Genomic DNA, 20,177 nt, shown 5'->3' with positions numbered 1-20,177 from the left:
CGCGGCTGCCGGCCGCCGCCTCGGCTCAGCAGCAGCCCGCGCCCGGCAGCGTCCGGACGTTGCGCGCCTCCAGGGCCCGGGCGGCGAGCAGGTCGTCCGCCGGGTAGGCCACCTCCTCCAGCGTCAGCCCGTGCGGCCGCACCACGTGCACGGCGGGGTCGCGCACCTTCGCCGCGAGCACCTCGGCGGGCCAGCCGGCCGGCCGCCGCCCGTCCCCGACGAACAACGCCGCCCCGATCAGCGCACGCACCATGTTGTGGCAGAACGCGTCCGCCTGGACGGTCGCGGTGAGCACACCGGAGTCCGCGTCCCGCGCCCAGCTCAGCCTCTGGAGCGTACGGATGGTGGTCGCGCCCTCGCGCTTCTTGCAGTACGCCGCGAAGTCGTGCTCCCCGACCATCGGCGCGGCCGCCTCGTTCATCGCGTCCACGTCCAGCGGCCGGTCGTGCCACAGCACGTGCCCCCGGGTCAGCGGGTCCACCCCGCCGGGGCGGTCCCCCACCCGGTACGCGTAGCGCCGCCACAGCGCGGAGAACCGCGCGTTGAACCCGGCCGGGGCCACCGCCGCCCGCCAGACCCGTACGTCCAGCGGCAGCCGGCCCGCGAGCCGCCGCAGCAGCTTCTCCTCGTGCTCGGCCCACACCGCCTCCGGCAGGTCCACGTGCGCCACCTGACCGCGCGCGTGCACCCCGGCGTCCGTGCGGCCGGCCACCGTCAGGTCGTAGGTCACCGCCGAGCGGGTCACGGTCCGCAGCGCGCCCTCGATCTCCCCCTGCACCGTGCGCCGGCCGGTCTGCTTCGCCCAGCCGGAGAAGTCCTTGCCGTCGTAGGACAGGTCCAGCCGCACCCGTACGAAACCGGGCTCCGCCTCGTCACTCACCCGCATCTCCTCATCCACCCCTGCTCAGCAGAACGGGCCCGCACCGCCCCGAAGGGAGATGCGGGCCCGCCTGTGGTCGCCGCTACGCTCAGGCGTCCTTGGACTCCGCGTCGTCGGCCTTCTCGACGGCCTCGGACTCGGCCGGGGCCTCGTCCTTCTTGAGGGCGTCTTCCTTGACCGCGCGCTTCGTGGCGGCCTCGGCCTCACCGGTGGCCTGCTGGGCCACGGTCAGCGCCTCGACCAGCTCGATGACGGCCATCGGGGCGTTGTCGCCACGACGGTTGCCGATCTTGGTGATACGGGTGTAACCACCGGGGCGGTTCTCGTACCGGGGGGCGATCTCGGTGAAGAGCGTGTGCACGATGCTCTTGTCCGTGATCGTCTGGAGCACCAGGCGACGGTTGTGGATGTCGCCCTTCTTCGCCTTGGTGACGAGGCGCTCGGCGACCGGACGCAGGCGGCGGGCCTTGGCCTCGGTCGTCGTGATGCGGCCGTGCTCGAACAGCGACTTCGCCAGGTTGGCGAGGAGCAGACGCTCGTGCGCGGCGCTGCCGCCCAGACGGGCACCCTTTGCGGGACGCGGCATGGTGATTCTCCTTGTGTGCTGCACCGGCCGTATCAGGTACCGGTGTCAGTTCCCGCGAGGCGGACGCCTCACGGAAGTCTTGCGGGTGCTGCTCAGTACTGCTCGGTCTCCACGAAGCCGGCGTCCGCGTCGTCGTCGGCGCCGAAGGCGTCGGCGGCGGCGGTCGGGTCGAAGCCGGGAGGCGAGTCCTTCAGCGCGAGGCCCATACCGGCCAGCTTCGCCTTGACCTCGTCGATCGACTTCGCACCGAAGTTGCGGATGTCGAGCAGGTCCGCCTCGGAGCGGGCCACGAGCTCGCCCACGGAGTGGATGCCCTCGCGCTTGAGGCAGTTGTACGACCGGACCGTGAGCTCCAGCTCCTCGATCGGCAGCGCCAGATCGGCGGCGAGAGCGGCGTCCGTCGGGGACGGGCCCATGTCGATGCCCTCGGCGTCGATGTTGAGCTCGCGCGCCAGACCGAACAGCTCGACCAGGGTCTTGCCGGCCGACGCCATGGCGTCACGGGGACGCATGGCCTGCTTGGTCTCGACGTCGACGATCAGCTTGTCGAAGTCGGTGCGCTGCTCGACACGGGTCGCCTCGACCTTGTACGTGACCTTGAGCACCGGGGAGTAGATGGAGTCGACCGGAATCCGGCCGATCTCCTGGCCCAGCTGCTTGTTCTGGACGGCGGAGACGTAGCCGCGACCGCGCTCGACGGTCAGCTCCATCTCCAGCTTGCCCTTGCCGTTCAGCGTGGCGAGGACGAGGTCGGGGTTGTGGACCTCGACACCGGCCGGGGGCGCGATGTCGGCGGCGGTGACCAGACCCGGGCCCTGCTTGCGCAGGTACATCACGACGGGCTCGTCGTGCTCGGAGGAGACGACCAGCTGCTTGATGTTGAGGATGAGGTCGGTGACGTCCTCCTTGACGCCCGGCACGGTGGTGAACTCGTGCAGGACGCCGTCGATCCGGATGCTGGTGACGGCGGCGCCGGGGATCGAGGAGAGGAGGGTACGGCGCAGGGAGTTACCGAGGGTGTAGCCGAAGCCCGGCTCCAGCGGCTCGATCACGAACCGGGAGCGGAACTCGTCGACGACCTCTTCGGTCAGCGACGGACGCTGAGCGATAAGCATGGGGTGATCCTTCAGTCGTGGGCACCCGCTATTTGATGCCCGACAGATGAGACAAGGATACGGGCGGCACGCCCCCGAAGGGACATACCGCCCGCATCCAGCGTTACTGACGCACGGCCGTCACCGGCCGTGACGGGTCAGACGCGGCGACGCTTCGGCGGACGGCAGCCGTTGTGCGGCGTCGGGGTGACGTCCTGGATCGAACCGACCTCGAGGCCCGTGGCCTGGAGGGAGCGGATCGCGGTCTCACGGCCGGAGCCGGGACCCTTGACGAAGACGTCGACCTTGCGCATGCCGTGCTCCTGCGCGCGACGGGCAGCCGACTCGGCGGCCATCTGCGCGGCGAACGGAGTGGACTTGCGCGAGCCCTTGAAGCCGACGTGGCCGGCGGAGGCCCAGGAGATCACGTTGCCCGAGGGGTCCGTGATCGAGACGATGGTGTTGTTGAACGTGCTCTTGATGTGCGCGTGGCCGTGAGCGACGTTCTTCTTTTCCTTGCGACGCACCTTCTTGGCTGCGCCCTGACGACCCTTGGGGGGCATGTCTTGACTCCAGATGGAGAGGGGAGGTGATCGGTCCTACAGCGAAGACCGCTGGTTGCTGCGGGGCCCGGAAAACCGGACGTCCGCAGTGCGTCCGCTGAGGACTACTTCTTGCCCGGCTTCTTCTTACCGGCGATGGCGCGACGCGGGCCCTTGCGGGTACGCGCGTTCGTGCTCGTGCGCTGACCGCGGACCGGCAGACCACGGCGGTGTCGGATGCCCTGGTAGGAGCCGATCTCGACCTTGCGGCGGATGTTCGCCTGGACCTCACGGCGGAGGTCGCCCTCGGTGCGGAGGTTGGCGTCCACGTGCTCGCGGATCTTGACGAGGTCTTCCTCGGCCAGGTCGCGAACGCGGGTGTCCGGGTTCACGCCGGTGCTGGCGAGGATCTCCTTGGACCGGGTGCGCCCGATGCCGAAGACGTAGGTGAGGGCAACCTCCACGCGCTTTTCGCGCGGGATGTCAACACCTGAAACGCGTGCCATTCAATGGCTCCAGTTGTTAGATCGGGGGTCTTCCGCAGTGCCACTCCCGACCGCCGACCGCTCCCGAGGAGCGGTGGTACGCCCGGGTCCCCGGCCCCCGCCGGAGGTGTCGTCAGCCGTGGCTTGGACGGGCTCTGCGTATGTACGTATGACGTGCGTCGCGCGAAGAACTGCGAGATGCAGGCGGTCGTGCGTCAGCCCTGGCGCTGCTTGTGGCGCAGGTTGTCGCAGATGACCATGACCCGACCGTGACGGCGGATCACCTTGCACTTGTCGCAGATCTTCTTGACGCTCGGCTTGACCTTCATGGGATGTCAGGTTCTCCGGGTCAGTGCCATCACCCGCCGAAACGGGATGCGGGCAAGATCTACTTGTATCGGTAGACGATCCGGCCACGCGTCAGGTCGTACGGAGAGAGCTCCACCACGACCCGGTCATCCGGGAGAATACGGATGTAGTGCATCCGCATCTTGCCGCTGATGTGCGCCAGGACCTTGTGACCGTTCTGGAGCTCCACCTTGAACATTGCGTTCGGGAGGGACTCGATCACGGTGCCCTCAATCTCGATGGCACCTTGCTTCTTGGCCACGCTTCGCCTTTCGAATCGGCTACCTTGATCGACTCTTGTTTCTCGATGTGCCGTACATGCGGGCACACTGATGCACGAGAGCCGACGCGTCAGTCTACTTGAGCGGACTCCAAAAGACGAATCCGTCAAGTTTGCCCAGCCGGAGTGATCCTTAGACCTGCCGGAAGGGTCGCATCAGGCCAGAGGATCGGGCGCCGCTTCCACGCCGTACTCCGCCAGCTTGGCCCGGCCGCAGTCGGGAGCGGTCAGCACCAGCGGGCCCTGCTCGGTCAGCGCGATGGAGTGCTCCCAGTGCGAGGACCACGAGCCGTCCGTCGTGACGACCGTCCAGTCGTCGCTGAGGACGTCCGTGCGGGCCGTGCCGAGCGAGACCATCGGCTCGATCGCCAGGCAGACGCCCGGGACCAGCTTGATGCCCTTGCCGCGCTTGCGGGAGACGTAGTTCAGCAGGTGCGGGTCCATGTGCATCTCGGTGCCGATGCCGTGGCCGCCGTAGTCCTCGATGATCCCGTACTTCCCGGTCGCCGGGCGGGGCTGGCGGCGGATGTAGGACTCGATCGCCTTGGAGATGTCGATGAGGCGGTTGTTCACCTTCATCGCGGCGATCCCGGCCCACATGGACTCCTCGGTCACCCGGGACAGCTCGACGAGCTCCGGGGCGTGGCCGGTCCCCACGAAGGCGGTGTACGCGGCGTCGCCGTGCCAGCCGTCGACGATCGCGCCGGCGTCGATCGAGATGATGTCGCCGTCCTTGAGGACCGTCTTGTCGTCGGGGATGCCGTGGACGACGACCTCGTTGACCGAGGTGCAGATGGTCGCGGGGAACCCGCCGTACCCGAGGAAGTTCGACGTGGCCCCGTGGTCGGCGATCACCTTGCGGGCGGCCTGGTCCAGGTCGCGGGTGGTGGCCCCGGGGACGGCCGCCTCACGGGTGGCGGCGTGAATGGCAGCGACCACCAGGCCCGCCTCGCGCATCTTCGCGATCTGCTCGGGGGTCTTGATCTGCACCATTGCTCGGCGCCTCTCTGTGTCGACGGGGGAGATTCACCGCTCGGGGTGACGGGGACGGCTGCGCCGTACTCCACGATACGGGCGCAAGCAGTCGGCCGCGGCGCCCNGGGGCGCCGCGGCCGACTGCCATGCGGTGGTGCGGAAGGTGACGCTCAGCTCTCGACGGGCTGGTTCAGCGCCGCCATGGCGCGCTCGGTCACCTCGGAGACCTTGCCGAGCGCGGAGATCGTCGCCACCAGGCCCTGGGCCCGGTAGTAGTCGATGATCGGCTCGGTCTGCGTGTGGTAGACCTCCAGCCGCGTGCGGACCGTCTCCTCGCTGTCGTCGTCCCGCTGGTACAGCTCGCCGCCGCAGACGTCGCAGACGCCCTCGGTCTTCGGCTGGTTGTACGCGACGTGGAAGACGTGCGCGCTGTCCTTGCGGCAGATGCGGCGGCCCGCGATCCGCTTCACGACCTCGTCCTCCGGGACCTCCAGATCGAGGACCGCGTCCAGCTTCACGCCCTCGCCCTTGAGCATCACGTCGAGAGCCTCTGCCTGGCCCACGTTGCGCGGGAAGCCGTCCAGCAGGAAGCCGTTCTCGGCGTCCGGCTGAGCCATGCGGTCCTTGGCCATCTCGATGGTGACCTCGTTCGGCACCAGCTGCCCGGCGTCCATGTAGGCGCGGGCCTGCTTGCCAAGGTCGGTGCCCTGGCTGATGTTGGCGCGGAAGAGGTCGCCCGTGGCGATGTGCGGAATCGACAGGTTGTTGGCAAGGTACGCAGCCTGCGTTCCCTTGCCGGCACCCGGAGGCCCGACGAGGACGATGCGCATCAGCGGAGGAACCCTTCGTAATTGCGCTGCTGGAGCTGACTCTCGATCTGCTTCACGGTCTCCAGACCCACACCCACGATGATGAGGATGCTCGTCCCGCCGAACGGGAAGTTCTGGTTAGCACCGCCGAAGCCTGCCAACGCCATCGTCGGCACCAGAGCGATCAGACCCAGGTACAGCGAGCCCGGCCAAGTGATCCTGTTGAGCACGTAGCTCAGGTACTCGGCAGTAGGTCGACCTGCCCGGATACCCGGGATGAACCCACCATACTTCTTCATGTTGTCGGCGACTTCGTCGGGGTTGAACGAAATGGCCACGTAGAAGAAGGCGAAGAAGACGATGAGCACGAAGTACGTGGCGATGTAGTACGGGTGCGTCCCGTCCACGAAGTGGTCCTGAATCCAGGTCGACCAGCCCGCGGTCGAGCCGGAGAACTGGACGATCAGCGCCGGGATGTAGAGCAGCGACGAGGCGAAGATGACCGGGATCACACCCGCCTGGTTCACCTTCAGCGGGATGTACGTCGACGTGCCGCCGTAGGACCTGCGTCCGATCATGCGCTTCGCGTACTGCACCGGGATGCGGCGCTGGGCCTGCTCGACGAAGACGACGAGGCCGACCATCACGAAGCCGATGAGGATGACCGTGCCGAACTCGATCCAGCCGTCGGCCAGCTTGCCGCTCTCCTTGATGGCCCACAGGGCGCCGGGGAACGTGGCGGCGATCGAGATGAACATCAGGATCGACATGCCGTTGCCGATGCCGCGGTCGGTGATCAGCTCACCGAGCCACATGACCGCGGCCGTGCCGGCGGTCATCGTGAGGACCATGATGATCGTGGTGAAGATCGACTTGTCCGCCACGATCTGACTGGACACGGAGCAGTTCTGGAACAGCGCCCCGCTCCGGGCCGTGGCGACCAGGCCGGTGCCCTGGAGGATGGCAAGCGCGACGGTCAGGTAACGCGTGTACTGCGTGATCTTGGCCGTGCCGGACTGCCCCTCCTTCTTGAGGGCCTCCAGGCGCGGGATCACGACGGTCAGCAGTTGGAGAATGATGCTGGCCGTGATGTACGGCATGATGCCGAGCGCGAAGATGGTGATCTGCAACAGGGCGCCACCGCTGAACATCTGCATCAGACCGAGGAGGCCACCCGAATCGGCCTGGTCGATGCACTGCTGCACCTTCGCGTAGTCGACTCCGGGGGCCGGGACATGCGCCCCGAGCCGGTAGATCACGATGATGCCGAGCGTGAAGAGCAGCTTCTTGCGCAGGTCGGGCGTCTTGAACGCTCGGGCGAACGCGGTGAACACGGTGCCTCCTGCGACCCCCGCGCTATGCGTCAGAGGCGACGGGTCTGGATGGGATCGGATACAGGGCAGCCCTACATCGTAAGGAGGCCACAAAGATTAACGGCGCCACCCTACCCGGCGGAGCACGGGGCGGGAAATACGCGTCGGCCCCCCAGTGCGCGGGTGAGGGCCCCCACGACGGGCGATAAGGCCGCAGAAGCCACGCCGCGGCCCGCCTCAGCGGTCCCCCGTTTCCCGTACACCCCTACCACGGACGACGCGGTGGACCGGCCTTCGGGCCTCACCGTGCACGGCCGCGTGTGTACGCCGAGTGAGGGCGCCTCCGGGTCCGGCCGCGCCAGGACCGCCGACGGACCGCTGAGCGGACGGTGAGCGGCCTTCTCGGGCCCGCGCCCCGACGGGCCGGGCGGGCAGAGGCGCACCGGGACGCGGAAAAGCCCGGTCGGCCACCTCGCAAGAGGCAGCCGACCGGGCTCAGTTCTGTCCCGCGGCTCAGACGAGCTCGGTGACCGTACCGCCGGCGGCGGTGATCTTCTCCTTGGCGGAGCCGGAGACGGCGTCAACCGAAACCTGCAGCGCCACGGAGATCTCGCCCTGTCCGAGGACCTTGACGAGGTGGTTGTTGCGCACAGCGCCCTTGGCGACCAGGTCGGCCACCGTGACCTCTCCACCCTCGGGGTAGAGCGTCGCGAGCTTGTCCAGGTTCACGACCTGGTACTCCGTGCGGAACGGGTTCTTGAAGCCCTTGAGCTTCGGGAGACGCATGTGGAGGGGCATCTGGCCACCCTCGAAGCGCTCCGGAACCTGGTAACGAGCCTTCGTACCCTTGGTACCACGGCCTGCGGTCTTACCCTTGGACGCCTCACCACGACCCACACGGGTCTTGGCGGTCTTGGCGCCCGGGGCAGGCCGGAGGTTGTGGGCCTTCAGCGGGCTGTTCTCCGCCATGTCAGTCAACCTCCTCTACCGTCACGAGGTGGCGGACGGTGTGCACCATTCCGCGGAACTCGGGGCGGTCCTCCTTGACAACCGAGTCGTTCAGGCGCTTGAGCCCGAGCGAACGCAGGGTGTCGCGGTGGTTCTGCTTGCTGCCGATGTACGACTTCGTCTGCGTGATCTTGAGGCGAGCCATTACGCACCCGCTCCCGCACGTGCCCGCAGCAGAGCCGCGGGGGCGACGTCCTCGAGGGGCAGACCACGGCGAGCCGCGATCTCCTCGGGACGCTGCAGGCCCTGAAGGGCCGCCACGGTCGCGTGCACGATGTTGATCGCGTTGGACGAGCCGAGCGACTTCGACAGGATGTCGTGAACGCCGGCGCACTCAAGAACGGCGCGCACCGGGCCACCGGCGATCACACCGGTACCGGGGGAAGCCGGCTTGAGCATGACGACGCCCGCAGCCTTCTCGCCCTGGATCGGGTGAGGGATGGTGCCCTGGATACGCGGAACCTTGAAGAAGTTCTTCTTGGCCTCTTCAACGCCCTTGGCGATGGCCGCGGGAACTTCCTTGGCCTTGCCGTATCCGACACCGACGGTGCCGTCACCATCGCCCACCACGACCAGCGCGGTAAAGCTGAAGCGACGACCACCCTTCACAACCTTGGCGACACGGTTGATCGCGACGACGCGCTCGACGTACGCGGTCTTCTCGGCGGCACCGCCACCGTCACGGCCCTTCCGGTCCCGCCGCTCGCCGCCACCGGCACCGCTTCCGCGGCGCTGGGGTCCAGCCATGGGAATTACCTCTCTCTGTTACGTCCGCTGTGCGTAGGAACCGGGGCTTAGAACTTCAGCCCGGCTTCACGGGCGGCGTCAGCCAGAGCGGCAATCCGCCCGGCGTACTGGTTACCACCGCGGTCAAACACGACGGCCTCGACGCCTGCAGCCTTGGCACGCTCGGCGACCAGGGCGCCGACCTGCTTGGCCTGGGCGCTCTTGTCGCCCTCGCCACCACGGATCGAGGTGTCCAGGGTCGACGCCGACGCGAGCGTGTGGCCCGCGATGTCGTCGATGACCTGGGCCACGATGTGGCGGTTGGAACGCGTCACGACCAAGCGGGGACGCTCCGGCGAACCGGAGATGTGCTTGCGGACGCGGATGTGCCGCCGCTTGAGAGCGGCACGCTTGTAAGCGTCGCCCTTGGCGATCTTCACACCGTATGCCATGGCTACTTACCAGCCTTTCCGACCTTGCGGCGGATGACCTCGCCCGCGTACTTGACGCCCTTGGCCTTGTACGGGTCGGGCTTCCGCAGCTTGCGGATGTTGGCGGCTACCTCGCCGACCTTCTGCTTGTCGATGCCCTCGACGCTGAGCTTCGTGGGCGACTCGACCTTGAAGGTGATGCCTTCCGGAGCCTCGATGAGGATCGGGTGGCTGTAGCCCAGGGCGAACTCCAGGTTGGAGCCCTTCGCCTGGACGCGGTAACCGACACCGCTGATCTCGAGCGCCTTCGTGTAACCCGTGGTCACGCCGGTGATCATGTTCGCCACCAGCGTGCGGGACAGGCCGTGGAGGGCCTTGTTCTGACGCTCGTCGTTCGGGCGGGTGACGTTGAGCACGCCGTCCTCGCCCTTGGTGACCTCGATCGGCGCGGCGACGGTGTGCGAGAGGGAACCCTTGGGGCCCTTCACCGCGACCGTGCGGCCATCGATGGTGACGTCCACACCGGCGGGAACCTGGATGGGGAGCTTGCCGATTCGCGACATGAGCTTTCCTTCCTTTCCCGACTACCAGACGTAGGCGAGGACTTCCCCACCTACGCCCTTCTTGCCTGCCTGCTGGCCGGTCAGGAGGCCGTGGGACGTGGAGATGATCGCCACGCCCAGACCGCCGAGGACCTTCGGCAGGTTGGTGGACTTCGCGTAAACACGCAGACCCGGCTTCGAGATCCGCTTGATGCCGGCGATCGAGCGCTCGCGGTTCGGGCCGAACTTCAGCTCGAGGACGAGGTTCTTGCCGACCTCGGCGTCCTCGACCTTCCAGCCGGTGATGAAGCCCTCCTGCTGGAGGATCTCCGCGATGTGCGACTTGATCTTGCTGTGCGGCATCACGACGGAGTCGTGGTACGCCGAGTTCGCGTTACGCAGACGCGTGAGCATGTCTGCGATGGGATCAGTCATGGTCATGAATTGGCCTTCGGCCTCTCTCGCCGGGGTTTCCTGTATGCGCCATCCCTCTCCCCACTCAGTGGCGGGACGGGTGCGGTGCGGGGACCTACGGCGTAGTAAGTCGGTCTTGGGCGGCAGGCGCCCAACCCTTCAAGCCTACGGCATGAAAGGCCGGGCTCCTGCCGACCAGATGCTTACCGAGAGTCTCCGGGTACTTCCAACGCCCAGGGGGCGAAGGAGAGTTACCAGGAGCTCTTGGTCACGCCCGGCAGCTCGCCACGGTGAGCCATCTCACGAAGGCACACGCGGCACAGGCCGAACTTGCGGTAGACGGAGTGGGGCCGGCCGCAGCGCTGGCAGCGGGTGTACCCGCGCACGCCGAACTTCGGCTTACGGGCGGCCTTAGCGATCAGAGCCTTCTTCGCCACGGTCAGTTCTCCTTGAACGGGAAGCCGAGGTGACGAAGGAGGGCACGACCCTCGTCGTCGTTGGTCGCCGTGGTGACCACGGTGATGTCCATGCCCCGGACCCGGTCGATCTTGTCCTGGTCGATCTCGTGGAACATGACCTGCTCCGTGAGACCGAAGGTGTAGTTGCCACGGCCGTCGAACTGCTTCGGCGACAGACCGCGGAAGTCACGGATACGCGGCAGCGCGAGCGACAGCGTACGGTCCAGGAACTCCCACATCCGGTCACCGCGGAGGGTGACGTGGCAGCCGATCGGCTGGCCCTCGCGCAGCTTGAACTGCGCGATGGACTTGCGGGCCTTGGTGACGGCCGGCTTCTGACCGGTGATCGTGGTGAGGTCCTTGACGGCCCCGTCGATCAGCTTGGAGTCGCGGGCGGCGTCGCCCACACCCATGTTGACCACGATCTTGACCAGACCGGGAACCTGCATGACGTTCTCGTACGAGAACTCCTCACGCAGCTTGCCGGCGATTTCCTCGCGGTAGCGCGTCTTGAGACGCGGCGCAGTGGTGGCAGTCATCAGATGTCCTCACCGGTCCGCTTGGCAACGCGGATCTTGTTGCCCTCGTCGTCAAAGCGGTAGCCGACGCGGGTGACAACCTTGTTGCCGTCCTTCTCCACGACCAGCTGTACGTTGCTGACGTGGATCGGGGCCTCAGTGGTGACGATGCCACCCGTCTGCGAACCGCGAGCCGTCTGACCGGCCTTGGTGTGCTTCTTGACCCGGTTGACACCCTCGACGAGGACGCGGTCCTGAGCGGGGTAGGCCACGATGACCTTGCCCTGCTTGCCCTTGTCCTTACCGGTGATGACCTGAACCAGGTCGCCCTTCTTGATCTTCATGCTTACAGCACCTCCGGCGCGAGCGAGATGATCTTCATGAACTTCTTCTCGCGCAGCTCTCGGCCCACCGGGCCGAAGATGCGGGTGCCGCGGGGGTCGCCGTCGTTCTTCAGAATGACGGCGGCGTTCTCGTCGAAGCGGATGTACGAGCCATCCTGACGGCGACGCTCCTTGACGGTGCGAACGATGACGGCCTTGACGACGTCACCCTTCTTCACGTTGCCACCGGGGATCGCGTCCTTGACGGTGGCGACGATGACGTCACCGATACCCGCGTAGCGGCGACCCGAGCCACCGAGAACACGAATGGTGAGAATTTCCTTCGCACCCGTGTTGTCGGCGACACGCAGTCGCGACTCCTGCTGGATCACGTCTATCTCCTGATCGTCTGCCGGTTCCCGGCGGGTGCCNCCTCTCCGTTACCGGAGAGGCACCTCACCGAGCCTGGCGGAACTGACCTGAGGGGAATGCCCCTCAGGAATTACTTGGCCTTCTCGAGGATCTCGACGATGCGCCAGCGCTTCGTGGCGGACAGCGGACGCGTCTCCATGATGAGGACGCGGTCGCCGACGCCGGCGGAGTTCTGCTCGTCGTGGGCCTTGAGCTTGTTCGTACGGCGGATGACCTTGCCGTACAGCGCGTGCTTGACGCGGTCCTCGACGGCGACGACGACGGTCTTGTCCATCTTGTCGCCGACGACCAGGCCCTCACGGGTCTTGCGGAAGCCGCGGTCGGTCTTGCTGGTCTCAGTCACAGTCTTCTCGCTCATCAGGCGCTCTCCACCGTCTCGATGCCCAGCTCGCGCTCACGCATCAGGGTGTAGATCCGGGCGATGTCCTTACGGACGGACTTGAGCCGGCCGTGGTTCTCGAGCTGGCCCGTCGCCGCCTGGAAGCGGAGGTTGAACAGCTCTTCCTTGGCTTCGCGGAGCTTGTTGAGGAGCTCCTCGTCGCCCAGCTCGCGCAGCTCGGACGCCTTGGTACCGGCCGACATCACGACTCACCTGCCTCGCGCCGAACGATCCGGCACTTCATCGGAAGCTTGTGAGCAGCGCGGGTGAGCGCCTCACGAGCAATCTTCTCGTTCGGGTAGGACAGCTCGAACATCACCCGGCCCGGCTTGACGTTCGCGATCCACCACTCGGGGGAACCCTTACCGGAACCCATGCGGGTCTCGGCAGGCTTCTTGGTGAGGGGGCGGTCCGGGTAGATGTTGATCCAGACCTTGCCGCCACGCTTGATGTGACGGGTCATCGCGATACGAGCGGACTCGATCTGACGGTTCGTCACGTAGGCCGGGGTCAGCGCCTGGATGCCGTACTCGCCGAACGCAACCTGCGTGCCACCCTTGGACATACCGCTGCGCTTCGGGTGGTGCTGCTTGCGGTGCTTGACCCTACGGGGGATCAGCATTTCGGTCAGGCCTCCGTTCCGGTGCTCTCAGCAGCCGGAGCAGCGGCGGCGGGAGCGTCGGCCTTGGGGGCCTCGGCTGCCGGAGCCGACTGCTGCGGCTTACGGCCGCGACCGCCACGCTCGCCACCACGGCCACCGCGGCCGGCCGGGCGGTCAGCGCCGCCACGAGCCGGACGGTTGCCGGCGCGGGCCGCGGCGTTCTCGGCGCGAACCTCGGCGATGTTCTTGACGTCGCCCTTGTAGATCCAGACCTTCACGCCGATGCGGCCGAAGGTCGTCTTGGCCTCGAAGAAGCCGTAGTCGACGTTGGCGCGGAGCGTGTGCAGGGGCACGCGGCCCTCGCGGTAGAACTCCGAGCGGGACATCTCGGCGCCGCCGAGGCGACCGCCGCACTGGATCTTGATGCCCTTGGCGCCGGCCTTCATCGAGCTCTGCATGCTCTTGCGCATGGCACGACGGAAGGAGACGCGGGAGGAGAGCTGCTCGGCGACGGCCTGGGCCACCAGCTGAGCGTCCACCTCGGGGTTCTTGACCTCGAGGATGTTCAGCTGGACCTGCTTGCCGGTCAGCTTCTCCAGCTCGCCGCGGATGCGATCGGCCTCGGCGCCGCGGCGACCGATGACGATGCCCGGGCGGGCGGTGTGGATGTCAACGCGGACGCGGTCGCGGGTGCGCTCGATCTCGACCTTCGAGATGCCGGCCCGCTCCATGCCCTTCGTCATCATGCGACGAATGGCGACGTCTTCCTTGACGTAGTCCTTGTACAGCTTGTCGGCGTACCAGCGGGACTTGAAGTCCGTGGTGATGCCGAGCCGGAACCCGTGCGGGTTTACCTTCTGGCCCATTACCGGGTTCCTTCCTTGCTGCTGACGACCACGGTGATGTGGCTGGTCCGCTTACGGATCCGGTAGGCACGGCCCTGAGCGCGCGGACGGAACCGCTTCAGGGTCGGGCCCTCGTCCACGTACGCCTCGCTGATGACCAGCGAAGAGGCGTCGGTGTGGTCGTAGTTGTGTGCAGCGTTGGCGATGGCGCTGTCCAGCACCTTGCCAACCGGCACGCTCGCGGCCTGCGGAGCGAAACGCAGGACCGCCTGAGCCTCCGTGGCATCCATGCCACGGATGAGGTCCACCACTCGGCGGGCCTTCATGGGCGTGACGCGGATGTACCGCGCCTGGGCCCTGGCTTCCATGGTTGTCCCTTCGGTGTAAGTCATAGTCGTTTCCACCCCGCGCTAGCGGCGCTTCGACTTCCGGTCGTCCTTGACGTGGCCGCGGAAGGTGCGAGTCGGCGAGAACTCGCCGAGCTTGTGGCCGACCATCGACTCGGTGACGAACACCGGGACGTGGATCTTGCCGTTGTGCACCGCGATGGTGTGACCCAGCATCGCCGGGACGATCATCGAGCGACGGGACCAGGTCTTGATGACGTTCTTGGTCCCCGCGTCGTTCTGTACGTCCACCTTCTTGATGAGGTGGCCGTCGACGAAGGGCCCCTTCTTGAGACTGCGCGGCATCTAAACCCGCTCCTAGCGCTTCTTGTTCGTCTTGCGGCGGCGGACGATGTACTTGCTGCTCGCCTTCTTGGGAGAGCGCGTACGACCCTCCTTCTGACCCCACGGCGAGACCGGGTGACGACCACCGGAGGTCTTGCCTTCACCACCACCGTGCGGGTGGTCAACCGGGTTCATCGCGACACCGCGGACGGTCGGGCGAACGCCCTTCCAGCGCATGCGGCCGGCCTTGCCCCAGTTGATGTTCGACTGCTCGGCGTTGCCGACCTCACCGATCGTGGCGCGGCAGCGGGCGTCGACCAGGCGGATCTCACCCGACGGCATACGAAGGTGGGCCATGGTGCCCTCCTTCGCCAGCAGCTGCACGGAGGCGCCCGCGGAACGGGCGAACTTCGCGCCGCCGCCGGGCCGCAGCTCGATGGCGTGGATGGTCGTACCGACCGGGATGTTGCGCAGCGCCAGGTTGTTGCCGGGCTTGATGTCGGCGGCCGGGCCGTTCTCGACACGGTCACCCTGCGACAGGCCACGGGGAGCGACGATGTAGCGCTTCTCGCCGTCCGCGTAGTGCAGCAGCGCGATGCGCGCGGTGCGGTTCGGGTCGTACTCGATGTGCGCGACCTTGGCCGGCACGCCGTCCTTGTCGTGACGACGGAAGTCGATCACGCGGTAGGCGCGCTTGTGGCCACCACCCTGGTGGCGAACGGTCACACGACCGGCGTTGTTACGGCCGCCCTTGCTGTGCAGGGGGCGGACCAGCGACTTCTCCGGCGTGGACCGCGTGATCTCGACAAAGTCGGCGACGCTGGAGCCACGACGGCCCGGGGTCGTCGGCTTGTACTTGCGGATACCCATTTCTCAGTCCTCGTCCGATTCCGGACGACTCGACCTCACTTAAGAGGTCGGGCCGCCGAAGATGTCGATACGGTCGCCCTCGGCGAGGGTCACGATGGCGCGCTTCGTGTCGGCGCGCTTGCCGAAACCGGTCTTGGTGCGCTTGCGCTTACCCTGCCGGTTGATCGTGTTGACCCCGGTGACCTTGACCGAGAAGACCGCTTCCACGGCCTGCTTGATCTGGGTCTTGTTGGAGCCGGGCGCGACGATGAACGTGTACTTGTTCTCGTCGAGCAGCGCGTAGCTCTTCTCGGAGACCACGGGCTTGACGAGAACGTCACGCGGGTCCGAGTACGTCTTGCTGGTAACGGTCGCCTCGCTCATCAGGCGTCGCTCCCTTCGGTCTCAGCGGTCTGGGGGCCAGACACGAAGGACTCGAAAGCGGCCTGGGTGAAGACCACGTCGTCAGAGACGATCACGTCGTACGTGTTGAGCTGGCCCGGCTCCAGGATGTGCACCTGGGGCAGGTTGCGCGCGGACAGCCACGCGGCCTCGTCGGCACGGTCGACGACCAGGAGCAGGTTCTGGCGCTCCGAGATCTTGCCGAACAGCGTCTTGGCGGCCTTGGTGGAGACGGCACCCTCGACCACGCCGGTGACGACGTGGATGCGGGAGTGACGGGCCCGGTCGGAGAGGGCACCGCGTAGGGCGGCGGCCTTCATCTTCTTCGGGGTCCGCTGCGAGTAGTCACGCGGCTGCGGGCCGTGGACGACGCCACCGCCGGCGAACTGCGGGGCGCGGGTCGAACCCTGGCGGGCGCGGCCGGTGCCCTTCTGGCGGTAAGGCTTCTTACCACCACCGCGGACTTCACCGCGGCGCTTGGTCTTGTGCGTGCCCTGGCGGGCAGCCGCCAGCTGAGCGACAACGACCTGGTGGATCAGCGGGACGCTGGTCTTCGCGTCGAAGATCTCCGCGGGGAGGTCGACGGTACCGGCCTTGTCGCCTGCCGGCGAAAGGATGTCAATGGTGCTCATTACCTCAAGCCCCCTTGGCCGCGGTACGGACCAGGACGAGGCCGCCGTTCGGACCGGGGACCGCGCCCTTGATGAGGAGCAGACCCTTCTCCGCGTCAACCGCGTGGATGGTCAGGTTCTGGGTGGTGACGCGCTCGTTACCCATACGGCCCGCCATGCGCATGCCCTTGAAGACACGCCCAGGGGTGGCGCAGCCACCGATGGAACCGGGGGAACGGTGCTTGCGCTGGGTGCCGTGCCCGGCGCCGAGGCCCTTGAAGTTGTGACGCTTCATGACACCGGCGAAGCCCTTGCCCTTGCTCTTGCCCGTGACGTCGACCTTGACGCCGGACTCGAACACCTCGGCGGTGACCTCCTGGCCCAGCGTGTACTCGCTGGCGTCAGGGGTGCGGAGCTCCACCAGGTGGCGGCGCGGGGTGACGTCGGCCTTGGCGAAGTGACCCTTGAGGGGCTTGTTCACCTTGCGCGGGTCGATCTCGCCGAAGGCGATCTGGACCGCTTCGTAGCCGTCGCTGTCGTTCGTACGGACCTGCGTCACGACGCACGGCCCGGCCTTGACGACGGTCACCGGAACGACCCGGTTGTTCTCGTCCCAGACCTGGGTCATGCCGAGCTTCTCGCCCAGGACGCCCTTGATGTTCTTGCTCATCTCGGCCCGTCCCCTCAGAGCTTGATCTCGATGTCGACGCCCGCCGGGAGGTCGAGGCGCATCAGCGAGTCAACCGTCTTCGGCGTGGGGTCGAGGATGTCGATGAGGCGCTTGTGCGTGCGCATCTCGAAGTGCTCGCGAGAGTCCTTGTACTTGTGCGGCGACTTGATGACGCAGTACACGTTCTTCTCAGTGGGCAGCGGCACCGGGCCCGCGACCGACGCACCAGTGCGGGTCACCGTCTCGACGATCTTCTTCGCCGAGGAGTCGATGACCTCGTGGTCGTAGGCCTTGAGCCGGATGCGGATCTTCTGTCCCGCCATGGCTACTAGTAGTCCTGTCTCTCGTAACGCTCTGGAACCCGGGGGTTCTCTGGACTCCCCCTCCGACCCACGCGGTCGGGCGTGTCGCATCCCCTCTACGAAAATCTCCCGAAGAAGATCCCAACCAAGGGGGTGCGGGCCCGAGGACCGCGGAACCGGGGGCGGAACACCCACCGGGTGCCTGGCCGGCGCCCTGCCTTGCTTCCCGAAAGATTCCCGTACGTCCGGCCCTTACAGAGCCGACGAGTACTGTGGGACTCGCTTCCGGTCCCCCCGGCGGGAGGCGCGCAGCATTGACACTCAACCGAGCAACCTGGTCAGTGTGCCATACGGGTCGCGGGCCTGGCCAATCGAGTCGGGAATACTACCCCGACCAGGCACGGACTCAAACGCGGGCGCGCACGCCGGGGCGCCGAGGGGCCCACAAGCGTCCCGCCGAGCGCGTGCGGGCGCGCACGGGGGTCCGAGGATCAGTGACCGGCGGCGTACGGGACGAAGCCCGCCCAGGCGCCGGGGGCGATGGCGAGCCGGGGGCCCTGGGCGTTCTTGGAGTCGCGGACGTGGACGGCGTCGAGGGCGACGGCCACCTGGACGCACTCATTGCTGTTGCTGCTGTCGCTGTAGCTGCTCTTGACCCACTCCAGCGCGGGAGCATCTCCGGCAGAGGTCTCGCTGATCATGTCTCTCCCAGCACGTGCTCGATGAAGGCCCGCGACTCTCTCGGGTTGAGAGCCTGCGCCCGGATGATGCCACACCGCAGCTCGATGATCCGGAGGTGTTTCGGATCGGAGACCGGCCGACTGCCGAAGTCGCCTTCGGAGCGCCCCACCGCCGTACCGTCCTTGAACTTCAGCACCTGCATCTCGCCACCCATTCCGGCGTGCTCGTCGCGACCGGTCGGCATCACCTGAATTTCGACGTTCCTCAACTGCCCGACTTCCAGAAGGCGTTCGAGCTGTCGTCGCCACACCATTCTGCCTCCGAGGTGACGCCGAAGCGTCACCTCTTCCTGGACAAAGCTGAGCTCCGGCGCGGGCGAACGGCCGAAGACGGCCTGTCGGGCCATGCGAGCGGCCACCAGCCGCTCCACCTCGTTTTGGGAGAAGGCGGGCCGCCGCATCTCGAACAGCGCCCGCGCATAGTCTTCGGTCTGCAAAAGGCCGTGGACGTTGTGATTGCCGTACGCCAGGAGCTCCACCGCCGCAGCCTCCAGCTTCGCCAGCTCCCGGATCTTCTTCGGGTACCGCACCTCCGCCACGTCCGGCTTCATCGAGGCGATCCTGCCGCCCGCGCCCAGGACCCGGTCCGCGCGGTCCAGGAACTCCGGCCGGGGGATGCGCCGGCCGCACTCCACCTTGTAGATCAGGTCCTCGCCGTATCCCATCGCCGCGCCGAACTCGCCCGCCCGCATCCCCGCCGCCTCGCGCCAGGCCTTGATCTGGCGGCCCACGGCGGCGACCACCGCCACCCCCGACTCGTCGTCCGGGTCGACGTCCCAGCCAGGCTCGTCCGCCCCGGCGTCCCTGCGCTCCGTACCGTCGCCCACCACGCTCACACGAGCCCCACTTCCGACGTGCGTACCGTTCCCGTCTCAACCGCGTCCGTTCCCCGTGCGTCACGCCGGACAGCCCGGACAGCACCGGACAAGCACCGGACAGTCACCGTACGCAAGGGCTCGATCGCTGTGCACGGTAGGCGGACGCAGCCACGCTGAGTGACATGAATCAGGAGACCGTTCTCACCCAACAACCGTCTATCGAACGAGCGTTCACCGTTCTGCTCTCGCCCACCCGGCGGGGTGCCCGGCTCGCCCGGCTGCTCACCGTGGCCCACCTCGGCGCGTGGGGGCTCCCTGCGGAGTCGGCCGCGCACATCGTCGCGGAGCTGGCGACGAACGCGGTGGTGCACGGCCGCGTACGGGGACGGGACTTCCAGCTGGGCCTGGCGGTGAGCGGGGGCGTCCTGCTCCGGATCGAGGTCACCGACACCCGGGGCGACCGCCTGCCGCCCGGTCCGGGCTCCGGAGAAGCGCCCCTGGCCGACGAGGAGACCGGGCGGGGCCTGCTCATCGTCGACGCGCTGGCCGACCGCTGGGGCGTCGCCGCCGGGCCCGTCCCACGCAAGACCGTCTGGGCCGAGCTGGACCTCGCGGACTGACGGCGCCACCGGGTCGTGCGCGGGCGCGATCCGGTACGTCCCGACCGGATCGCGCGAAACCGCGTCCCGGTGGCGCGCGACATCACCTACTCAAAGAACCAGGGAAATGACCCCACCCCACCCCACCCGGCGTGTACCTGACGGGTCCCGAGGGGCGCATCACCCGCACGGGTGAGTTTTGCCAACTCGACTGGATTTCGTACCGGTTGGCAGGCATATGCTCACGCCACCACACATCAGACGTACGTCGGCCCCCGGCCGGGACTGCAATCCCGATCGAGGGCCTGACCACCAAGGAAGTTCGGAGCTTCCCTATGGCTACCCAGCAGAATACTGCGCTCACGCGCGCCCTGGCAGAGGTTCCCGGGCCTCACCCGAGGTCCGGCGTGATCCACGTCGTCATCCCGCACACCACCCGCTTCACCGTCGTCGGCAACCACCTCGCCCAGCACCCCGACCTCAGCTGCACCGCCGTGGGCATCGCCGTACGCATCCAGTCCCTGCC

Annotated in this window: 34 protein-coding genes and 1 pseudogene; 2 read left to right on the top strand and 33 right to left on the bottom strand. The window is 67.3% G+C overall.

Annotation, left to right across the window (positions count from 1 at the left end; translation table 11 throughout):
* Positions 1–25 precede the first annotated feature (25 nt).
* The 33 genes from truA to V9U70_RS19285 form a co-directional block, all read right to left on the bottom strand.
* Positions 26–880, bottom strand: coding sequence for a tRNA pseudouridine(38-40) synthase TruA (gene truA, locus V9U70_RS19445; protein ID WP_336676921.1), 855 nt, complete (start codon positions 878–880; stop codon positions 26–28).
* 88 nt (positions 881–968) lie between these two features.
* Entirely contained in the window at positions 969–1,466 is a 498-nt protein-coding gene (rplQ, locus tag V9U70_RS19440; RefSeq protein ID WP_336676919.1) for a 50S ribosomal protein L17, read from the bottom strand.
* Between the two features lie 92 nt (positions 1,467–1,558).
* A complete protein-coding gene (locus V9U70_RS19435) occupies positions 1,559–2,581 on the bottom strand; it encodes a DNA-directed RNA polymerase subunit alpha (RefSeq protein ID WP_069171149.1) in 1,023 nt (340 codons plus the stop codon).
* A 137-nt stretch (positions 2,582–2,718) separates the two neighbouring features.
* Complete coding sequence (gene rpsK, locus V9U70_RS19430; RefSeq protein ID WP_003956432.1) at positions 2,719–3,123, bottom strand: 30S ribosomal protein S11; 405 nt, start codon at positions 3,121–3,123, stop codon at positions 2,719–2,721.
* 104 nt (positions 3,124–3,227) lie between these two features.
* The gene (gene rpsM / locus V9U70_RS19425; RefSeq protein ID WP_336676916.1) at positions 3,228–3,608 is read right to left on the bottom strand and encodes a 30S ribosomal protein S13; all 381 of its coding nucleotides are present in this window, start codon (positions 3,606–3,608) and stop codon (positions 3,228–3,230) included.
* A 194-nt stretch (positions 3,609–3,802) separates the two neighbouring features.
* Entirely contained in the window at positions 3,803–3,916 is a 114-nt protein-coding gene (rpmJ, locus tag V9U70_RS19420; RefSeq protein WP_003956441.1) for a 50S ribosomal protein L36, read from the bottom strand.
* A gap of 59 nt (positions 3,917–3,975) precedes the next feature.
* A complete protein-coding gene (infA, locus tag V9U70_RS19415) occupies positions 3,976–4,197 on the bottom strand; it encodes a translation initiation factor IF-1 (RefSeq protein WP_003956442.1) in 222 nt (73 codons plus the stop codon).
* 174 nt (positions 4,198–4,371) lie between these two features.
* The gene (gene map, locus V9U70_RS19410) at positions 4,372–5,208 is read right to left on the bottom strand and encodes a type I methionyl aminopeptidase (protein ID WP_336676912.1); all 837 of its coding nucleotides are present in this window, start codon (positions 5,206–5,208) and stop codon (positions 4,372–4,374) included.
* A 152-nt stretch (positions 5,209–5,360) separates the two neighbouring features.
* Positions 5,361–6,020 (bottom strand): adenylate kinase, encoded by a 660-nt coding sequence (locus V9U70_RS19405; protein WP_336676910.1) that lies wholly within the window; start codon positions 6,018–6,020, stop codon positions 5,361–5,363.
* On the bottom strand, positions 6,020–7,333 hold the full coding sequence (gene secY / locus V9U70_RS19400; RefSeq protein ID WP_336676908.1) for a preprotein translocase subunit SecY: 1,314 nt from the start codon (positions 7,331–7,333) through the stop codon (positions 6,020–6,022). The genes V9U70_RS19405 and secY overlap by 1 nt, the downstream gene beginning before the upstream one ends.
* Before the next feature lie 492 nt (positions 7,334–7,825).
* Positions 7,826–8,281 (bottom strand): 50S ribosomal protein L15, encoded by a 456-nt coding sequence (gene rplO / locus V9U70_RS19395; RefSeq protein WP_003966942.1) that lies wholly within the window; start codon positions 8,279–8,281, stop codon positions 7,826–7,828.
* A gap of 1 nt (position 8,282) precedes the next feature.
* Positions 8,283–8,465 carry a 50S ribosomal protein L30 gene (gene rpmD, locus V9U70_RS19390; RefSeq protein ID WP_003966943.1) on the bottom strand — a complete coding sequence of 61 codons (183 nt, stop codon included), beginning with the start codon at positions 8,463–8,465 and terminating at the stop codon, positions 8,283–8,285.
* Positions 8,465–9,067: a 30S ribosomal protein S5 gene (rpsE, locus tag V9U70_RS19385; RefSeq protein WP_336676905.1), complete on the bottom strand. Its 603-nt coding sequence runs from the start codon at positions 9,065–9,067 to the stop codon at positions 8,465–8,467. Before rpsE ends, rpmD begins: the two co-directional genes overlap by 1 nt.
* 47 nt (positions 9,068–9,114) lie before the next feature.
* Complete coding sequence (rplR, locus tag V9U70_RS19380; RefSeq protein WP_014047792.1) at positions 9,115–9,498, bottom strand: 50S ribosomal protein L18; 384 nt, start codon at positions 9,496–9,498, stop codon at positions 9,115–9,117.
* Positions 9,499–9,500: 2 nt separating this feature from the next.
* The gene (gene rplF / locus V9U70_RS19375; protein ID WP_336676902.1) at positions 9,501–10,040 is read right to left on the bottom strand and encodes a 50S ribosomal protein L6; all 540 of its coding nucleotides are present in this window, start codon (positions 10,038–10,040) and stop codon (positions 9,501–9,503) included.
* Positions 10,041–10,061: 21 nt separating this feature from the next.
* Positions 10,062–10,460 carry a 30S ribosomal protein S8 gene (gene rpsH / locus V9U70_RS19370; RefSeq protein WP_003966947.1) on the bottom strand — a complete coding sequence of 133 codons (399 nt, stop codon included), beginning with the start codon at positions 10,458–10,460 and terminating at the stop codon, positions 10,062–10,064.
* A gap of 224 nt (positions 10,461–10,684) precedes the next feature.
* Positions 10,685–10,870 carry a type Z 30S ribosomal protein S14 gene (locus tag V9U70_RS19365; RefSeq protein ID WP_003948630.1) on the bottom strand — a complete coding sequence of 62 codons (186 nt, stop codon included), beginning with the start codon at positions 10,868–10,870 and terminating at the stop codon, positions 10,685–10,687.
* Between the two features lie 2 nt (positions 10,871–10,872).
* The gene (gene rplE, locus V9U70_RS19360; protein WP_003966948.1) at positions 10,873–11,430 is read right to left on the bottom strand and encodes a 50S ribosomal protein L5; all 558 of its coding nucleotides are present in this window, start codon (positions 11,428–11,430) and stop codon (positions 10,873–10,875) included.
* The gene (rplX, locus tag V9U70_RS19355; RefSeq protein WP_003966949.1) at positions 11,430–11,753 is read right to left on the bottom strand and encodes a 50S ribosomal protein L24; all 324 of its coding nucleotides are present in this window, start codon (positions 11,751–11,753) and stop codon (positions 11,430–11,432) included. Before rplX ends, rplE begins: the two co-directional genes overlap by 1 nt.
* A 2-nt stretch (positions 11,754–11,755) precedes the next feature.
* Entirely contained in the window at positions 11,756–12,124 is a 369-nt protein-coding gene (rplN, locus tag V9U70_RS19350) for a 50S ribosomal protein L14 (RefSeq protein ID WP_003966950.1), read from the bottom strand.
* 110 nt (positions 12,125–12,234) lie between these two features.
* The gene (gene rpsQ / locus V9U70_RS19345; protein WP_336676897.1) at positions 12,235–12,522 is read right to left on the bottom strand and encodes a 30S ribosomal protein S17; all 288 of its coding nucleotides are present in this window, start codon (positions 12,520–12,522) and stop codon (positions 12,235–12,237) included.
* Positions 12,522–12,746: a 50S ribosomal protein L29 gene (gene rpmC, locus V9U70_RS19340; RefSeq protein ID WP_003966952.1), complete on the bottom strand. Its 225-nt coding sequence runs from the start codon at positions 12,744–12,746 to the stop codon at positions 12,522–12,524. Before rpmC ends, rpsQ begins: the two co-directional genes overlap by 1 nt.
* Positions 12,746–13,165, bottom strand: coding sequence for a 50S ribosomal protein L16 (gene rplP, locus V9U70_RS19335; protein WP_003966953.1), 420 nt, complete (start codon positions 13,163–13,165; stop codon positions 12,746–12,748). Before rplP ends, rpmC begins: the two co-directional genes overlap by 1 nt.
* 5 nt (positions 13,166–13,170) lie before the next feature.
* Positions 13,171–14,010 carry a 30S ribosomal protein S3 gene (gene rpsC, locus V9U70_RS19330; RefSeq protein ID WP_336676895.1) on the bottom strand — a complete coding sequence of 280 codons (840 nt, stop codon included), beginning with the start codon at positions 14,008–14,010 and terminating at the stop codon, positions 13,171–13,173.
* A complete protein-coding gene (gene rplV / locus V9U70_RS19325; RefSeq protein WP_004571827.1) occupies positions 14,010–14,357 on the bottom strand; it encodes a 50S ribosomal protein L22 in 348 nt (115 codons plus the stop codon). Before rplV ends, rpsC begins: the two co-directional genes overlap by 1 nt.
* Before the next feature lie 42 nt (positions 14,358–14,399).
* Positions 14,400–14,681 (bottom strand): 30S ribosomal protein S19, encoded by a 282-nt coding sequence (rpsS, locus tag V9U70_RS19320; RefSeq protein ID WP_103509564.1) that lies wholly within the window; start codon positions 14,679–14,681, stop codon positions 14,400–14,402.
* A 12-nt stretch (positions 14,682–14,693) separates the two neighbouring features.
* Positions 14,694–15,530: a 50S ribosomal protein L2 gene (gene rplB, locus V9U70_RS19315; RefSeq protein WP_336676894.1), complete on the bottom strand. Its 837-nt coding sequence runs from the start codon at positions 15,528–15,530 to the stop codon at positions 14,694–14,696.
* Positions 15,531–15,569: 39 nt separating this feature from the next.
* Positions 15,570–15,893 carry a 50S ribosomal protein L23 gene (gene rplW / locus V9U70_RS19310; RefSeq protein ID WP_014154589.1) on the bottom strand — a complete coding sequence of 108 codons (324 nt, stop codon included), beginning with the start codon at positions 15,891–15,893 and terminating at the stop codon, positions 15,570–15,572.
* Entirely contained in the window at positions 15,893–16,543 is a 651-nt protein-coding gene (rplD, locus tag V9U70_RS19305) for a 50S ribosomal protein L4 (RefSeq protein WP_336676891.1), read from the bottom strand. Before rplD ends, rplW begins: the two co-directional genes overlap by 1 nt.
* 4 nt (positions 16,544–16,547) lie before the next feature.
* Positions 16,548–17,192, bottom strand: coding sequence for a 50S ribosomal protein L3 (gene rplC, locus V9U70_RS19300; protein WP_003966960.1), 645 nt, complete (start codon positions 17,190–17,192; stop codon positions 16,548–16,550).
* Positions 17,193–17,206: 14 nt separating this feature from the next.
* Positions 17,207–17,515 (bottom strand): 30S ribosomal protein S10, encoded by a 309-nt coding sequence (gene rpsJ, locus V9U70_RS19295; RefSeq protein WP_003948644.1) that lies wholly within the window; start codon positions 17,513–17,515, stop codon positions 17,207–17,209.
* A 470-nt stretch (positions 17,516–17,985) separates the two neighbouring features.
* Entirely contained in the window at positions 17,986–18,195 is a 210-nt protein-coding gene (locus V9U70_RS19290) for a DUF397 domain-containing protein (RefSeq protein ID WP_336676888.1), read from the bottom strand.
* Entirely contained in the window at positions 18,192–19,070 is an 879-nt protein-coding gene (locus V9U70_RS19285) for a helix-turn-helix domain-containing protein (protein WP_336676886.1), read from the bottom strand. The genes V9U70_RS19290 and V9U70_RS19285 overlap by 4 nt, the downstream gene beginning before the upstream one ends.
* A gap of 164 nt (positions 19,071–19,234) precedes the next feature.
* Here V9U70_RS19285 and V9U70_RS19280 point away from each other — a divergent pair, with 164 nt between their 5' ends.
* Together V9U70_RS19280 and V9U70_RS19275 are read left to right on the top strand one after the other, a co-directional pair.
* The gene (locus V9U70_RS19280; RefSeq protein WP_336676884.1) at positions 19,235–19,672 is read left to right on the top strand and encodes an ATP-binding protein; all 438 of its coding nucleotides are present in this window, start codon (positions 19,235–19,237) and stop codon (positions 19,670–19,672) included.
* A gap of 314 nt (positions 19,673–19,986) precedes the next feature.
* Positions 19,987–20,177 (top strand): annotated as a pseudogene (locus tag V9U70_RS19275) (hypothetical protein); the annotation flags it as partial.

It is taken from the genome of Streptomyces pratensis (genome assembly GCF_037137275.1).
Taxonomy (GTDB): domain Bacteria; phylum Actinomycetota; class Actinomycetes; order Streptomycetales; family Streptomycetaceae; genus Streptomyces; species Streptomyces pratensis_B.
Note: the sequence above shows the minus strand (reverse complement) of the source record. Positions and strands in the feature narration are given on the sequence as shown.

Excerpts from the sequence above, each read along its gene's own strand:
- rplQ (WP_336676919.1), bottom strand. The coding sequence starts at position 1,466 with ATGCCGCGTCCCGCAAAGGGTGCCCGTCTGGGCGGCAGCGCCGCGCAC.
- V9U70_RS19435 (WP_069171149.1), bottom strand. The coding sequence starts at position 2,581 with ATGCTTATCGCTCAGCGTCCGTCGCTGACCGAAGAGGTCGTCGACGAG.
- rpsK (WP_003956432.1), bottom strand. The coding sequence starts at position 3,123 with ATGCCCCCCAAGGGTCGTCAGGGCGCAGCCAAGAAGGTGCGTCGCAAG.
- rpsM (WP_336676916.1), bottom strand. The coding sequence starts at position 3,608 with ATGGCACGCGTTTCAGGTGTTGACATCCCGCGCGAAAAGCGCGTGGAG.
- rpmJ (WP_003956441.1), bottom strand. The coding sequence starts at position 3,916 with ATGAAGGTCAAGCCGAGCGTCAAGAAGATCTGCGACAAGTGCAAGGTG.
- map (WP_336676912.1), bottom strand. The coding sequence starts at position 5,208 with ATGGTGCAGATCAAGACCCCCGAGCAGATCGCGAAGATGCGCGAGGCG.
- V9U70_RS19405 (WP_336676910.1), bottom strand. The coding sequence starts at position 6,020 with ATGCGCATCGTCCTCGTCGGGCCTCCGGGTGCCGGCAAGGGAACGCAG.
- rplO (WP_003966942.1), bottom strand. The coding sequence starts at position 8,281 with ATGGCGGAGAACAGCCCGCTGAAGGCCCACAACCTCCGGCCTGCCCCG.
- rpmD (WP_003966943.1), bottom strand. The coding sequence starts at position 8,465 with ATGGCTCGCCTCAAGATCACGCAGACGAAGTCGTACATCGGCAGCAAG.
- rpsE (WP_336676905.1), bottom strand. The coding sequence starts at position 9,067 with ATGGCTGGACCCCAGCGCCGCGGAAGCGGTGCCGGTGGCGGCGAGCGG.
- rplR (WP_014047792.1), bottom strand. The coding sequence starts at position 9,498 with ATGGCATACGGTGTGAAGATCGCCAAGGGCGACGCTTACAAGCGTGCC.
- rplF (WP_336676902.1), bottom strand. The coding sequence starts at position 10,040 with ATGTCGCGAATCGGCAAGCTCCCCATCCAGGTTCCCGCCGGTGTGGAC.
- rpsH (WP_003966947.1), bottom strand. The coding sequence starts at position 10,460 with ATGACCATGACTGATCCCATCGCAGACATGCTCACGCGTCTGCGTAAC.
- rplE (WP_003966948.1), bottom strand. The coding sequence starts at position 11,430 with ATGACTGCCACCACTGCGCCGCGTCTCAAGACGCGCTACCGCGAGGAA.
- rplX (WP_003966949.1), bottom strand. The coding sequence starts at position 11,753 with ATGAAGATCAAGAAGGGCGACCTGGTTCAGGTCATCACCGGTAAGGAC.
- rpsQ (WP_336676897.1), bottom strand. The coding sequence starts at position 12,522 with ATGAGCGAGAAGACTGTGACTGAGACCAGCAAGACCGACCGCGGCTTC.
- rpmC (WP_003966952.1), bottom strand. The coding sequence starts at position 12,746 with ATGTCGGCCGGTACCAAGGCGTCCGAGCTGCGCGAGCTGGGCGACGAG.
- rplP (WP_003966953.1), bottom strand. The coding sequence starts at position 13,165 with ATGCTGATCCCCCGTAGGGTCAAGCACCGCAAGCAGCACCACCCGAAG.
- rpsC (WP_336676895.1), bottom strand. The coding sequence starts at position 14,010 with ATGGGCCAGAAGGTAAACCCGCACGGGTTCCGGCTCGGCATCACCACG.
- rplV (WP_004571827.1), bottom strand. The coding sequence starts at position 14,357 with ATGGAAGCCAGGGCCCAGGCGCGGTACATCCGCGTCACGCCCATGAAG.
- rpsS (WP_103509564.1), bottom strand. The coding sequence starts at position 14,681 with ATGCCGCGCAGTCTCAAGAAGGGGCCCTTCGTCGACGGCCACCTCATC.
- rplB (WP_336676894.1), bottom strand. The coding sequence starts at position 15,530 with ATGGGTATCCGCAAGTACAAGCCGACGACCCCGGGCCGTCGTGGCTCC.
- rplW (WP_014154589.1), bottom strand. The coding sequence starts at position 15,893 with ATGAGCGAGGCGACCGTTACCAGCAAGACGTACTCGGACCCGCGTGAC.
- rplD (WP_336676891.1), bottom strand. The coding sequence starts at position 16,543 with ATGAGCACCATTGACATCCTTTCGCCGGCAGGCGACAAGGCCGGTACC.
- rplC (WP_003966960.1), bottom strand. The coding sequence starts at position 17,192 with ATGAGCAAGAACATCAAGGGCGTCCTGGGCGAGAAGCTCGGCATGACC.
- rpsJ (WP_003948644.1), bottom strand. The coding sequence starts at position 17,515 with ATGGCGGGACAGAAGATCCGCATCCGGCTCAAGGCCTACGACCACGAG.
- V9U70_RS19290 (WP_336676888.1), bottom strand. The coding sequence starts at position 18,195 with ATGATCAGCGAGACCTCTGCCGGAGATGCTCCCGCGCTGGAGTGGGTC.
- V9U70_RS19280 (WP_336676884.1), top strand. The coding sequence starts at position 19,235 with ATGAATCAGGAGACCGTTCTCACCCAACAACCGTCTATCGAACGAGCG.